Raw genomic sequence first — 12,258 nt, forward strand, 5'->3', positions numbered from 1 at the left:
TCTTATCCTTTTAAGCCGTGTTCTTGAAAAGTCATCAGGCGTGGTGGGGCGCCGGTTTGGCCGTTGTGGTGATGGAAGCGGCTTTGGGTGTGTTGCGTGCGGCAAAGACGATGATCGCGGCGATGATCGACGTCGCGGCCAGGCCGTACAGGCCGCCCTGAATGGAGCCGGTGCGTTCTTCCAGCAGGCCGAAGGTGGTCGGCGCAACGAACCCGCCGAGGTTGCCCACCGAGTTGATCAACGCGATGACGCCAGCGGCGATTCGGGCATCCAGATAGGCCTGGGGGATCGGCCAGAACAGCGATGACGCCGATTTGAAACCCAGTGCGGCGAAGCAGATTGCGACAAAGGCGAAGACCGGCCCGCCGGTGGTGGACATGAACATCCCGGCGGCGGCGATCAACAGAGCGGCGGCGACCCATGCTTGCTGGTGTTTCCATTTGGCCGACAGCGAGGCAAAGGCGTACATGCCGACAATCGACAGCAGCCACGGAATCGAGTTGAACATCCCGACCTGGAAGTCGCTCAGGTCGCCCATCTTCTTGATGATGCTCGGCAGCCAGAAGGTGGCGGCGTAGATGGTCAGTTGAATGAAGAAGTAGATCAGGCAGAACAGGATGATCTGGCGATCCTTGAGCAGTTTGCCGAGGGACGGTTTGATGGGCGTCGCGGCTTCGCGGGCCAGTTGCTCATCATCGATGGCCTGGACCAGTGCGTCTTGCTCGTCCCGGGTCAGCCATTTCGCGTCGTGGGGCCTGGAGTCAAGCCAGAACCAGACAAACACGCACAGCCCGACTGAAAACATCCCTTCAATGAAGTACATCCATTGCCAGCCGTGCATTCCGAAGCCGTTGATTTGCAGGAGCAACCCGGACAGCGGGCCGGAAATCAGCGACGCAACCGCCGAGCCGCTGAGGAAAATGGCGATGGCCTTGCCGCGCTCCACACCGGGCAACCAACGAGTGAAGTAGTAGATCACGCCAGGGAAAAACCCGGCTTCGGCCACACCCAACAGAAAACGCAGGACGTAGAAGTGGGTTTCGGTCTGGATAAACGCCATGCCTGCCGCGACCAGGCCCCAGGTCAGCATGATGCGGGTCAGCCAGAGGCGAGCGCCGACTTTCTGCAGAAGGATGTTGGAGGGCACCTCGAACAGTGCGTAGCCGATGAAGAACAGACCGGCGCCCAGGCCGTAGGCGGCAGCGCCAATACCCAGGTCGTGTTCCATGTGGGCGCGGACGAAGCCGATGTTCACGCGGTCAATGTAATTGACGATGAACATGATCACGAACAGCGGCAAGACGTGACGTTTGACTTTCGAGATGGCGGACTTGAGCACCGAATCGGCGCCATCGTCCATGGCTGATATGGATGTTTTCACTGCGTTTTCTCCCACTCGTTATTTTTATGCGGGGTGCGGCTGAGCGCTGCGTTGTTGATAGACATCATACAACTGCATTTTTTCATGCTGCAATAGGTTTTTCCGAATAAAACGGCGCTATAGCGCCTATTTTTATTCCTTGGTGGGTGGTTTTTGGCGGATTGATTGAAAGATTTTTCGACTTGTTGTTGACTGTTGTCATACAAGTTAGGCGGTGTTTTTTGAGTTTTAGGGTGAGGGCAGTGCTACGATTGCGCTAGTTCTGCTTTTGGATGATCGCCATGCAAGAAGATCTCGATGCACCTGCCCGCAAGCGCAGCCACAACCTGGCCCATGACCTGGTGGCCAAGCTGACCCAGAGCATCCTGCTCGGGCATATGTTGCCTGGCGCAAAGCTGCCGTCGGAGAACACGATTGTTCAGGAGCACGGTGTCAGTCGTACCGTGGTGCGGGAGGCGATTTCGAAGTTGCAGGCATCCGGCCTGGTGGAGACCCGGCACGGCATCGGCACCTTTGTGCTGGAGCGTGCGCCCGAACAGGGCTTGCGACTGAATGTCGATACGGCGCTGGGGGTGCGCAGCATTCTGGAATTGCGCATGGGCCTGGAAACCCAGGCGGCCGCACTGGCCGCCATTCGCCGCAGCGATCAACAGTTGGCGCAGATGCGCGAGGCGCTCGACGACTATCAGCGTCTGCTGGCCAACAATGACAGTTGTGTCGAAGCGGATCGGCGCTTCCATCTGCTGATCGCCGAAGCCACGGGCAATGTGTGCTTCACCGAGATCATGCAGCATCTGGGTAGCGCCATGATTCCGCGAACCCGGGTCAACGCCGCCGAGCGCGGCGCAGTGGACCTGAGCAAACTCGGCGAACTGGCCAACCTCGAACATGAGGCAATTCTCAACGCCATCAAGCGCCAGGACCCGGACGCGGCGCGGGCAGCGATGTGGCTGCATTTGACCAACAGTCGCGACCGTTTTTCGCCTGCCGGCAGTTGATCGTGGTGCCGCCGCCCCTCTGTGGGAGCGAGCAAGCTCGTTCTCACAGGGATCTTCAGTGTTCAGGCATTGGCCACTTGAACGACCACTCGCCGCTCCAGATTCAGCGCCAACACGCTGATCAACACCACAACCGCTCCAACCCCAACCATCAGCGTCGGCCTTTCACTCAGTGCAAACGACGCAATGGCCATCGCCGTCGGCGGCACCAGATACAGCGTCATCGTCGCCCGACTCAAATCCACGTGTGCCAATACATAGGCCCAGGCCAGATACGCCAAGGCACTGGGGAATATCCCCAGGGCAAACACGGCCAGCTGCACGCGCAGCGGCGCCACGGCGACCTGCTCCACAAGGCCGGGCAGAAAAACCAGTAACAGTAACGTCCCGGACCAGACCGTGTAACAGACCAGGGTCAACCCGTCATAACGCCCGGTGTGATGCTTTTGCAGGGCGAAATACAGACTCCAGGACAGCGCCGCCAGCAGGATCAGCAAGCCGTGGGCGTCGATGCTGCCCAGGCCATGATCGCCCGCCACCACAATCAACACGCCGAGCAGGCCCAATAAAACGCAGCCCCAGCGCCAGAGGCTGACCCGGTCCTTGAACGCGAAGCGCGCGAGCAAGGTGCTGAACAACGGCGTGGTTTGTGCCAGCACACTGGAAGCGCCGGCGCTGACGCCTTGCTGGCCGACGTTGATCGCCACGTGATGCAGGCTGACCGCAAAGAAACCCAGCCCGAACAGCAATGGAACATCGCGCAACCCGGGCAGGCGAATGCCCCTGCACAACGCAACCACAGCCATGAACACCGATGCCAGCAGGAAACGCAAAAGCGCCAGATGCACGGGGTCGTAGGCGAGCAGGCCGATATGGATGCCGGTCGGGGAATACCCCCAGCAGGTCACGACAAACGCCATGGCCAGGATGATCTTCAAGGGTGAAACGGGGGAGTGTATGAGCGGCTTCATGGTCGTGCACCGGTAGGCAGGTGCTCTGAGTATCTGAACCTGAACCATTCGCCACAACTGACTTATAATGCGTTAACCGTTCACTTTGGGTGATGTATGGAGCTGGCACAGATTCGCATGTTCAAGACCGTTGCCGAAATGGGCAGCATCGCCCGTGCGGCAGAAGTGCTGCATTGCGTGCCGTCGAACATCACGGCGCGGATCAAGTCGCTGGAGGCGGAGTTGGGTGTCGCGTTGTTTTTGCGCGAGGGGCGCGGGCTGCGCATCAGTCCGTCGGGTCAGACCTTTCTGGCCTACGCCTCGAAAATCCTGGCGTTGACCGCGGAGGCGAAGCGGGCGGTGGACCCCGCGGCCGAGCCCTCCGGGCCGTTGCGCATCGGCGCCATCGAGTCCTCGGCCACCGGTCGCTTGCCGCGACTGCTGGCCAAATTCCACAAGCGCTTCCCGCAAGTGGCGCTGGAACTGACCACGGGCACCTGGGGCCAGTTGCTGGATGACACGCTCAATCATCGGCTTGACGGTGCGATCGTCGCGGTGGATGTCGAGCGCTCGCACCTCAAGCGCACGCCGATGTACCGCGAAGATCTGTTGCTGATTGCCTCGACATCGCTGGGGCCAGTGCGTGACATGGCGGATCTGCATGACAAGACCGTCTTCATGTGGCCCCAGGGTTGTCCGTATCGGGCGGCGCTGGAACATTGGTTGTTGCGCCAGGGGCAGGCGTTGCCGATTGTCAGCCTGGCCAGTTACGGCGCGATTGTCGGGTGCGTCAGCGCCGGGGCCGGCGTGGCGCTGGTGCCCAAAGGCGTGTTCGATCAATACGCCAAGGGCGCGGGGTGCGTGGGTTACGAGTTTCCCGAGCTGACGGCGATCGAGAACTTGTTCTACTGGCATGAAAACGCCGGGGTGCACCCGGCGCGAGAGGCGTTCGTGGCAATGTTGCGCGAGGAATTTGCTTAAGCGAACTGGTAGCCGTGAACGCGGATTGATCAGCTCGTGCGCACATCCCGCATCAACAACCCGAAACTCAAATCCACCGCATCCGGAATCGGCAGGTACACCGTATGCCCATCCCCCGGCGCGACCTCGATCGCTTCACCCCGGATGTTGTGCAATTGATGCAGATCGAAGTGGAAGTTGCCCTTGGGCGTCATCAACTCCATGTGATCGCCCAGGCCAAACCGATTCTTCACCTTCACTTCCGCCAACCGCTCACGTCGCTCGCCGGTCAGTTCACCGACGAACTGTTGCTGCTCCGACACCGAGCTGCCGTTCTGGTAGTTCTGGTACTCGTCATGCACATGCCGACGCAGAAAGCCTTCGGTGTAGCCGCGCTGAGCAAGGGATTCGAGGTCGGTCATCAGACTGCGGTCGAAATCGCGGCCGGCCACGGCATCATCGATGGCCCGTCGGTAGACCTGGGTGGTCCGCGCACAATAGAAATGCGATTTGGTCCGGCCTTCGATTTTCAGTGAGTGCACACCCATCTGCGTCAGGCGCTCGACATGCTGTACGGCGCGCAGGTCCTTGGCATTCATGATGTAAGTGCCATGCTCGTCTTCGAAGGCGGGCATCAGTTCGTCGGGGCGATTGGCCTCTTGCAGCAGGAACACTTGCTCGGTGGGTGCGCCGAGACCCAGGGTCGGTTCCGGCTGAAACTGCTGGACGATCTCGCCAAGCGTGTTTTCGGTGGCCTCCTGCGCCGAGTACTTCCAGCGGCAGGCGTTGGTGCAACTGCCTTGATTGGCGTCGCGCTTGTTCAGGTAGCCCGACAGCAGGCAGCGGCCCGAATAGGCCATGCACAGCGCACCGTGCACGAATACCTCCAGTTCCATGGCGGGAACCTGTTGGCGGATTTCGGCGATTTCTTCCAGAGACAGTTCCCGCGAGAGGATGATCCGGCTCAAGCCCTGCTGCTGCCAGAACTCGACACTGGCCCAGTTCACCGTATTGGCTTGTACCGAGAGGTGAATCGGCATCTGCGGGAAGTGCCGGCGCACCAGCATGATCAGGCCGGGGTCGGACATGATCAACGCGTCCGGCGCCATGGCGATCACGGGTTCCAGATCCTTGAGGAACGTCTTGAGCTTGGCGTTGTGCGGCGCGATGTTCACCACCACGTAGAAGCGCTTGCCCTGGGCCTGCGCTTCACGAATGCCGAGGGCCAGGTTGGCGTGATCGAATTCGTTATTGCGCACGCGCAAGCTGTAGCGTGGCTGGCCCGCGTACACGGCATCGGCGCCATAGGCGAAGGCATAACGCATGTTTTTCAAGGTGCCGGCGGGGGCGAGCAGTTCCGGAGCAATCTGGTTCATGGTGGGATCGATCGCAAAAGCCGCCGAGCGTATACGCCTTGCTCGGAAGGTTTATTGATCTGGATCTATGCTTGATGAAAAAAACGATGGCACTCGCGCGAGCCATGGTGGCCTAAGCATCAGGGCGCAACATTGCGTTCCGGCGGACTGACATGGATCGGACATGAACGAAGAGACATTACAAGACAAGTCACTGACGGTGTTGCTGGGGGTGGTGAGCATCGCCTTCATCTGGATTCTGTTGCCGTTCTACGGCGCGGTGTTCTGGGCAGTGATCCTCGGCATCCTGTTTGCGCCATTGCAGCGTCGGTTGCAATTGAAGTTCGGCTGGCAGCGCAACGTCACGTCGTTGCTGACGCTGAGCGTTTGTCTGGTGATCGCGATCCTGCCGGTGATCATCCTTGGTGCCTTGCTGGTTCAGGAGGGGGCGGCGCTCTACAACAGAATCGAAAGCGGCGAGTTGGACATTGCAGGCTATGTGACGCACTTCAAACACAGCCTGCCGCCGTACTTTCAGCACTTGCTCGATCGGTTCGGGGTCGGCGAGCTGAACGGCCTGCGGGAGAAAATCATCAAGAGCGCGGTGACGGGCAATGAGTTTGTCGCCACGCAGGTCTTCAGTTTTGGTCAGGGCACTTTCGATTTTGTGGTGGGTTTTTTCATCATGCTCTACTTGCTGTTCTTCTTTCTGCGGGACGGTGCCGAACTGGCGCGCAAGGTTCGCTCCGCCGTACCGCTGCAGGAACACCAGAAACGTCGTCTGCAACTCAAATTCAACCGCGTGGTGCGGGCCACGGTGAAGGGCAATCTGCTGGTGGCGATCACACAAGGCGCATTGGGTGGTTTGATTTTCTGGTTTCTGGACATCCCGAGCGCGTTGCTCTGGGCCGTGTTGATGGCGTTTCTGTCCCTGTTGCCAGCGGTGGGGGCGGGTATTGTCTGGGCGCCGGTGGCGGCATTTTTCCTGTTCACCGGGGCGATCTGGCAGGGCGTGGTACTGGGGTTGTTCGGGGTTTTTGTGATCGGACTGGTGGACAACGTGCTGCGACCGATCCTGGTGGGCAAGGACACCAAGATGCCGGACTATCTGATCCTGATCTCGACCCTGGGCGGCCTGGCGATTTTCGGCCTCAACGGTTTTGTGATCGGTCCGCTGATTGCCGCGCTGTTCATGTCGAGCTGGGCGATCTTCATCGAAACCAAACCGCGGGTTCAGCTGCCTTAAGCGCTGAATTTGCCTGTCTGGCCAGTGCCGATACGCTCAGACAATGCCTGGGCGGCCGGCAGCGAAGTGAGCGGGCCGCTGATCTGTTCGCCGTCCTGTACCAGGTACCAGCAGGCGAGTAATCCCAGCTCTCTGAGAGGGGCGGGCACGGCACTGCCGATAACGGACATAATCTGAACCTGGGACATCATCAGTACCTCCATCGATCTATGGAGATACCTTACGGGGCGGGCGTTTTTTCGGACAATCACCGTTTTCGATAGTGGTCATTGACGCCAGTGGGTGCAAATGACCGTTTCTCGGTCACCGCACCTTTCAATGTTCCTGCTGGCCGGCGATCGCGTTTTTGAACGCGTCATCGCCGGCAAGCGGGCCCCTGCGGACTGTGTCAGTAGTGACCGTAATGCGGGCCATAGTAACCACGCGGAGGGCCGTAGTAACCATGGGGAGGTCCGTAGTAACCACGGGGAGGTCCGTAGTAGACCGGCGCCGGACGGTAGTAGATCGGTTGCTGCACATAGACCGGAGCCGGCTGGTAGTAAACCGGTGGCGGTGGTGCGGCATACACCGGTGCGGGTTGGGCGTAGACCGGCTGTGCATAAACCGGTTGCGGCTCGACATACACCGGCCGGTTGGCGTTGATCAGGGCCGAGCCGACGATGGCCGTACCGACGATTGCTCCAAATACCGCCGCGTCATTACCACCACCATGGGCTTGCGCCTGTCCTGCGATAGCGAGCGCGCCGATCAGCAAGGCTACTGTGGGGATTTTACGGATCATGATAATTCCTCGGTTCTTCGCCCCGGCGCTTGCGTCTGCAATAGACCCAAGGATCGTCGCGGGGATACTTCTAAGACAGCGCGTTTTTGATAATCAGCACAGCCGTTAGGTAAATTTTGTGTAAGGTCTGTACCGGCCTGCTTACGGTCGCCCGATACCATGCGCAGGCCCTGGAATATGATTGATCAGAACACCCTGGACTGGCCAAGCCCGTCCATCTGAAAGTGCAATGGAAGGAGATTCACATGCAGATGAACCCCAACAGAGACACCCAGCTGTGCATGTCCCTCTCCGGACGCCCCGGCAACTTTGGCCTGCGATTTCACAACCATCTGTATGAACAACTGGGGCTGAATTTCTACTACAAAGCCTTCAGCAGTCACGACTTGCCGGGCGCTGTCGGCGGTATTCGTGCCTTGGGCATTCGCGGCTGCGGCGTGTCGATGCCGTTCAAGGAAGCCTGCATTGCGCTGGTCGATGAGTTGGACGCGTCCGCCGCCGCCATTCAATCGATCAACACCATCGTCAATACCGACGGTCATCTCAAGGCCTATAACACCGATTACATTGCGGTTGCCCAACTGCTGGAAACCCACGCAGTGCCCAAGGACACCACCTTTGCCCTGCGCGGCAGTGGCGGAATGGCTAAGGCGGTGGCCAGTGCCTTGCGCGATGGCGGTTACACAAACGGCCTGATCGTGGCCCGCAACGAGCGCGCAGGCCGTGCCCTGGCTGAATCCCTGGGTTATCCATGGCAAGCGGAACTGGGGGAGAGGCGGCCGCAAATGCTGATCAATGTCACGCCGGTCGGTATGGATGGCGGCCCGGAGGCCGGGCAGTTGGCGTACGAAACCGAGGTCATTGCGGCTGCTGATATCGTCTTCGATGTGGTGGCGATTCCCTCGGAAACGCCGCTGATCGTGCGTGGTCGTGCCGAGGGCAAGCAAGTGATCACCGGACTGGAGGTGATCGCGCTCCAGGCGTTGGAGCAATTCGTGCTTTATACCGGTGTGCGGCCGACGGATGAGCAATTTCAGCAAGCGGTGGCGTTTGCGCGCAGTTGAAGGTCTTTTGCCTGCCTTAAAACCAGATCAAGGAGGTGTCCATGCATCCCCCCATTCTCAACCTGAATCAGGTCGAACTCGAGCCCTTGCCCCAAGCCTTGGCGCCCACCGGTGAAACCGCTGGCCGCTATCGGCAACGCATGGCCCGCGTGGGTCAGCAACTGGGGGCTCAAAAGCTCGGTTATCGCCTGTACGTGCTGGAACCGGGGGGCGGTCAGCACCCAGCAGTCACCGGAGATTTGCGAATATCCGGACTCCGGCAAGTATGCGGTGATGGATGACTTCAAGGTCGATGCCCAGGGTAATGCCTCGGGGTTTGTCGCGGTTGCCCGGCAGGCGGATGGGGTGGATTACTGGGACGGGGAATGAACGGCTCCGAGATCGAGTCGGCCATGGTGTATTTGTGGCGAGCGAGCTTGCTCCGGGCGGCGTTCCGACAAGCTCCCTCGCCACAGGTACAGTGTTCGTCCTTAACTGAACAGCATGACCCTCGCCACGGGATTTGTTGTTCAGCTAATTATGGTTACTCAAGGCGCGCCAAACGCTCTTCCAGTGCCGCAATCCGCGCCTCGAGCTCTTCGATCCGCTCAACCGAAACAGCGCTGCCACCACCACGTTCGACCGGGTTCTGCCGCGCCGCGAGAATCGCGTCGATGTCCGCCGGGTCGCCCAAGGCATGCATATACCGGTCTTCCCGCTGTCCGGCCTGGCGCGGAATCAGCAGGGCCAGGCCACGGGCAATCAAGCGTTCAAGCTGATGCACCACCTGGTCGGTATCTTCGAAGTCATGCATGCGGCCGCTGCGGGTCAGCAGCTCATTGACCGTTTGTGGGCCACGCAGGAACAACAGTCCTGCCAGCACCACCTGAGCCGGTACCAGTTCCAGTGCCTTGTCGACCCTGTGCTCCCAGCGATCCGCACGGCTGCCCATCACCAGTTTGGTGAAGCCGCGTCCCTCAAGGGCGCGCAAGCTTTGACCGACCTGGCCCTGGGTCAGGTTCATCACCGGTTCACGGCTGGTCTTCTGGTTGCAGGCGATCATCAGCGCATTGAGGGTAAGCGGGTAGGTTTCCGGGCTGGTGGCCTGTTTTTCGATCAGAGAGCCCAGAATACGGATTTCCGTGCTGTTGAGTGGCGGCTCGTCATAGGTCGTCTCTTGCTCGGTGATCATGGTTCTGCGTCCTTACCCGGTTCAGGTTTTCACTTGCGTGGATGCACTTTAGATTGGTGTGCGTCAATGGCAATAGTATTTGCGAACTATCTGGGCTGTTTAATGAGGCTTTAACGCAATACTAACGATTTTTTTACAATTGGATGGGCACCGTATGCGGGGCCATGGACAGGATGTCCTTGAAGTGGGGGATTTACACGTTTCTTGCATCGACAATGTCATCGGCCTTAAGCAATGGAAGATGGAGCAAGGCATGAAGTTGATGTTGGTATCAGCCAAACAAGATGTGCTCAATAGCACACGATTCGCATGACTATTTTGATTACCGGCGCTGCCGGATTCATTGGGTTTCACACCGCCCGGCGTCTATGTCTGGACGGCCATGAAGTGGTTGGCATCGACAACCTCAATGACTATTACGACGTCACGCTCAAGCGCGCACGACTCAAGGAACTGGAGTGCTTGCCGGGCTTTCGTTTCGAGAAAATGGACATTGTCGATAAGCCGGCGTTGATGGCGTTGTTTCGCGATCATCCGTTTACCGAAGTGGTGCATCTGGCCGCACAGGCCGGCGTACGCTATTCGCTGGACAATCCCGACATCTACGCGCAATCGAATCTGGTGGGTTTCCTCAATGTGCTGGAAGCCTGCCGACACCACAGTCCCGCGCATTTGATCTACGCTTCCAGCAGCTCGGTGTACGGCAGCAACAGCAAAATGCCGTTCAGTGTCGAGGACGCGGTCGATCATCCCATTTCCTTGTATGCCGCGACCAAGCGCGCCAATGAGCTGCTGGCCGAGAGTTATTGCCATCTGTACGGATTGAAGGCCAGTGGGCTGCGTTTCTTTACGGTTTACGGACCGTGGGGGCGGCCGGACATGGCGCTGTTCAAGTTTACCGAGGCGATGCTCAAAGGCCGGCCGATCGATATCTATAATCAGGGCCAGATGGCACGGGACTTCACGTACATCGACGACATCGTCGAAAGCGTTGCCCGATTGCGCACACGACCACCGGTATCGACCGGGGCGGGAGAAGGTGTCAACCGGTTGTTCAATATCGGTCGCGGCCAGCCAGTGGCGCTGCTGGAGTTCATTGACTGCCTGGAAGCGGCGCTGGGGATGCAGGCGCAACGTAACTATCTACCGCTGCAGGCTGGCGATGTGGTCAAGACCTGGGCCGACGTGTCGGCCCTGGCAGAGTGGGTCGATTTCAGTCCGCAGGTGCCGGTTGGCACCGGCGTCGGGGAGTTTGTGAAGTGGTATCGCCAGTTCTATCAGTTATGAACCATTCTCCCTTGAAAATAAAAGAGCAAGGCAAAAGAGCGCCTCTATGAGCAATGACATTTTTGTATCGGTACTGATCCCCGCGAAGAACGAAGCGAACAATCTCAAGCCCTTGCTTGAGGAGGTCCGCGTGGCGCTGGCGGATGAGTCTTATGAAATCATCGTCGTCGACGATGGCAGTACCGATGCGACCTTGCACGAACTGCAGCAGGCCAAAAACAATGGTCTGAGCCAGTTACGCATCCTGCATCATGATCGCTCGCTGGGCCAAAGCACGTCGCTGTACCACGCGGCACAGGCCGCTCGCGGGCAGTGGCTGGCCACGCTCGATGGCGATGGGCAGAATGACCCGGCAGACATCCCGGGCATGTTGGCACTGGTGCGTAACTCGCGTGGCAGTGGCGACTTGCAGCTGGTGGCGGGGCACCGGGTCAACCGCCGCGACACCGCGAGCAAGCGCTGGGCTTCGCGTTTCGCCAATGGCCTGCGCAGCCGCCTGCTCAAGGACGCCACGCCCGACACTGGCTGTGGCTTGAAACTGATTCAACGCGCGGCGTTTTTGCGCCTGCCGTACTTCGATCATATGCATCGGTACATTCCAGCGCTGATCCAGCGCCACAATGGCAAGATGGTCGTCCATCCCGTCAACCACCGGCACCGCACCGCCGGCGTGTCCAAGTACGGCAATATCGACCGCGCCCTTGTCGGCATTCTCGACCTCTTCGGGGTGTGGTGGTTGATCAAGCGTACTCGCCTGAATACTCAGGCTCGGGAGGTTCAGGAATGAACCTTTCCCGCGAATCCTTGTGGTTGGTGGTCGGCTTTGCCGGCCAGATCGCGTTCACCGGCCGTTTCGTCCTGCAGTGGCTGTACAGCGAATACAAAAAACGCAGCGTGATCCCGACCAGCTTCTGGTACCTGAGTATCGTCGGCAGTGCCCTGCTGCTGATGTATGCCATTTACCGGCAGGACCCGGTGTTCATTGCCGGCCAGGCTTTTGGCTTTATTGTTTATCTGCGCAACCTGCAACTGATTGCAAAAAGCAAAAACCTCAAGGAGTAAGTC

General features: G+C 59.2%; 13 protein-coding genes and 1 pseudogene. 8 read left to right on the forward strand and 6 right to left on the reverse strand.

From position 1 onward, the window contains the following. Positions 1-34: 34 nt before the first annotated feature. Positions 35-1,381: an MFS transporter gene (locus BLV61_RS25800; RefSeq protein ID WP_090468312.1), complete on the reverse strand. Its 1,347-nt coding sequence runs from the start codon at positions 1,379-1,381 to the stop codon at positions 35-37. Positions 1,382-1,662: 281 nt separating this feature from the next. On the opposite strand from BLV61_RS25800, the gene BLV61_RS25805 reads away from it, so the two are divergent. Continuing rightward, positions 1,663-2,379, forward strand: a complete 717-nt coding sequence (locus BLV61_RS25805) for a FadR/GntR family transcriptional regulator (RefSeq protein ID WP_090468314.1) — start codon at positions 1,663-1,665, stop codon at positions 2,377-2,379. A 62-nt stretch (positions 2,380-2,441) separates the two neighbouring features. On the opposite strand, the gene BLV61_RS25810 is transcribed toward BLV61_RS25805, so the two are convergent. Next, positions 2,442-3,350 (reverse strand): DMT family transporter, encoded by a 909-nt coding sequence (locus BLV61_RS25810; RefSeq protein WP_090468316.1) that lies wholly within the window; start codon positions 3,348-3,350, stop codon positions 2,442-2,444. A 96-nt stretch (positions 3,351-3,446) separates the two neighbouring features. On the opposite strand from BLV61_RS25810, the gene BLV61_RS25815 reads away from it, so the two are divergent. Continuing rightward, on the forward strand, positions 3,447-4,310 hold the full coding sequence (locus BLV61_RS25815) for a LysR family transcriptional regulator (RefSeq protein ID WP_090468318.1): 864 nt from the start codon (positions 3,447-3,449) through the stop codon (positions 4,308-4,310). Positions 4,311-4,339: 29 nt separating this feature from the next. Here the strand turns inward: BLV61_RS25815 and trhP are convergent, their stop codons facing one another. Further along, positions 4,340-5,665 carry a prephenate-dependent tRNA uridine(34) hydroxylase TrhP gene (gene trhP / locus BLV61_RS25820; RefSeq protein WP_090468320.1) on the reverse strand — a complete coding sequence of 442 codons (1,326 nt, stop codon included), beginning with the start codon at positions 5,663-5,665 and terminating at the stop codon, positions 4,340-4,342. Between the two features lie 163 nt (positions 5,666-5,828). Between trhP and BLV61_RS25825 the strand changes: the two genes are divergently transcribed. Continuing rightward, on the forward strand, positions 5,829-6,890 hold the full coding sequence (locus BLV61_RS25825; RefSeq protein WP_090468321.1) for an AI-2E family transporter: 1,062 nt from the start codon (positions 5,829-5,831) through the stop codon (positions 6,888-6,890). On the opposite strand, the gene BLV61_RS25830 is transcribed toward BLV61_RS25825, so the two are convergent. Together BLV61_RS25830 and BLV61_RS25835 are read right to left on the reverse strand one after the other, a co-directional pair. Further along, on the reverse strand, positions 6,887-7,078 hold the full coding sequence (locus tag BLV61_RS25830) for a hypothetical protein (protein ID WP_047538427.1): 192 nt from the start codon (positions 7,076-7,078) through the stop codon (positions 6,887-6,889). The two genes, BLV61_RS25825 and BLV61_RS25830, sit on opposite strands and share 4 nt — an antisense overlap. 200 nt (positions 7,079-7,278) lie before the next feature. Further along, on the reverse strand, positions 7,279-7,671 hold the full coding sequence (locus tag BLV61_RS25835; protein WP_090468323.1) for a hypothetical protein: 393 nt from the start codon (positions 7,669-7,671) through the stop codon (positions 7,279-7,281). 245 nt (positions 7,672-7,916) lie between these two features. Here BLV61_RS25835 and BLV61_RS25840 point away from each other — a divergent pair, with 245 nt between their 5' ends. Together BLV61_RS25840 and BLV61_RS25845 are read left to right on the forward strand one after the other, a co-directional pair. Then, entirely contained in the window at positions 7,917-8,735 is an 819-nt protein-coding gene (locus BLV61_RS25840; protein ID WP_090468325.1) for a shikimate 5-dehydrogenase, read from the forward strand. A 41-nt stretch (positions 8,736-8,776) separates the two neighbouring features. Then, positions 8,777-9,104 (forward strand): annotated as a pseudogene (locus tag BLV61_RS25845) (hypothetical protein). A 154-nt stretch (positions 9,105-9,258) separates the two neighbouring features. Here the strand turns inward: BLV61_RS25845 and BLV61_RS25850 are convergent. Further along, positions 9,259-9,906: a YceH family protein gene (locus BLV61_RS25850; protein ID WP_090468327.1), complete on the reverse strand. Its 648-nt coding sequence runs from the start codon at positions 9,904-9,906 to the stop codon at positions 9,259-9,261. 309 nt (positions 9,907-10,215) lie between these two features. Here BLV61_RS25850 and BLV61_RS25855 point away from each other — a divergent pair, with 309 nt between their 5' ends. The 3 genes from BLV61_RS25855 to BLV61_RS25865 are packed head-to-tail and all read left to right on the forward strand — an operon-like array spanning position 10,216 to position 12,255. Beyond that, a complete protein-coding gene (locus BLV61_RS25855) occupies positions 10,216-11,193 on the forward strand; it encodes an NAD-dependent epimerase/dehydratase family protein (RefSeq protein WP_047527496.1) in 978 nt (325 codons plus the stop codon). Positions 11,194-11,239: 46 nt separating this feature from the next. After that, entirely contained in the window at positions 11,240-11,980 is a 741-nt protein-coding gene (locus BLV61_RS25860) for a glycosyltransferase family 2 protein (RefSeq protein WP_090468329.1), read from the forward strand. Then, positions 11,977-12,255 (forward strand): lipid-A-disaccharide synthase N-terminal domain-containing protein, encoded by a 279-nt coding sequence (locus BLV61_RS25865; RefSeq protein ID WP_047527501.1) that lies wholly within the window; start codon positions 11,977-11,979, stop codon positions 12,253-12,255. Before BLV61_RS25860 ends, BLV61_RS25865 begins: the two co-directional genes overlap by 4 nt. Positions 12,256-12,258 lie beyond the last annotated feature (3 nt).

It is taken from the genome of Pseudomonas mohnii (assembly GCF_900105115.1).
Taxonomy (GTDB): Bacteria; Pseudomonadota; Gammaproteobacteria; order Pseudomonadales; family Pseudomonadaceae; genus Aquipseudomonas; species Aquipseudomonas mohnii.

Coding starts and splice junctions, on each gene's coding strand:
- BLV61_RS25860 (WP_090468329.1), top strand. CDS start 11,240: ATGAGCAATGACATTTTTGTATCGGTACTGATCCCCGCGAAGAACGAA.
- trhP (WP_090468320.1), bottom strand. CDS start 5,665: ATGAACCAGATTGCTCCGGAACTGCTCGCCCCCGCCGGCACCTTGAAA.
- BLV61_RS25840 (WP_090468325.1), top strand. CDS start 7,917: ATGCAGATGAACCCCAACAGAGACACCCAGCTGTGCATGTCCCTCTCC.
- BLV61_RS25805 (WP_090468314.1), top strand. CDS start 1,663: ATGCAAGAAGATCTCGATGCACCTGCCCGCAAGCGCAGCCACAACCTG.
- BLV61_RS25865 (WP_047527501.1), top strand. CDS start 11,977: ATGAACCTTTCCCGCGAATCCTTGTGGTTGGTGGTCGGCTTTGCCGGC.
- BLV61_RS25855 (WP_047527496.1), top strand. CDS start 10,216: ATGACTATTTTGATTACCGGCGCTGCCGGATTCATTGGGTTTCACACC.
- BLV61_RS25830 (WP_047538427.1), bottom strand. CDS start 7,078: ATGTCCCAGGTTCAGATTATGTCCGTTATCGGCAGTGCCGTGCCCGCC.
- BLV61_RS25835 (WP_090468323.1), bottom strand. CDS start 7,671: ATGATCCGTAAAATCCCCACAGTAGCCTTGCTGATCGGCGCGCTCGCT.
- BLV61_RS25810 (WP_090468316.1), bottom strand. CDS start 3,350: ATGAAGCCGCTCATACACTCCCCCGTTTCACCCTTGAAGATCATCCTG.
- BLV61_RS25850 (WP_090468327.1), bottom strand. CDS start 9,906: ATGATCACCGAGCAAGAGACGACCTATGACGAGCCGCCACTCAACAGC.
- BLV61_RS25815 (WP_090468318.1), top strand. CDS start 3,447: ATGGAGCTGGCACAGATTCGCATGTTCAAGACCGTTGCCGAAATGGGC.
- BLV61_RS25825 (WP_090468321.1), top strand. CDS start 5,829: ATGAACGAAGAGACATTACAAGACAAGTCACTGACGGTGTTGCTGGGG.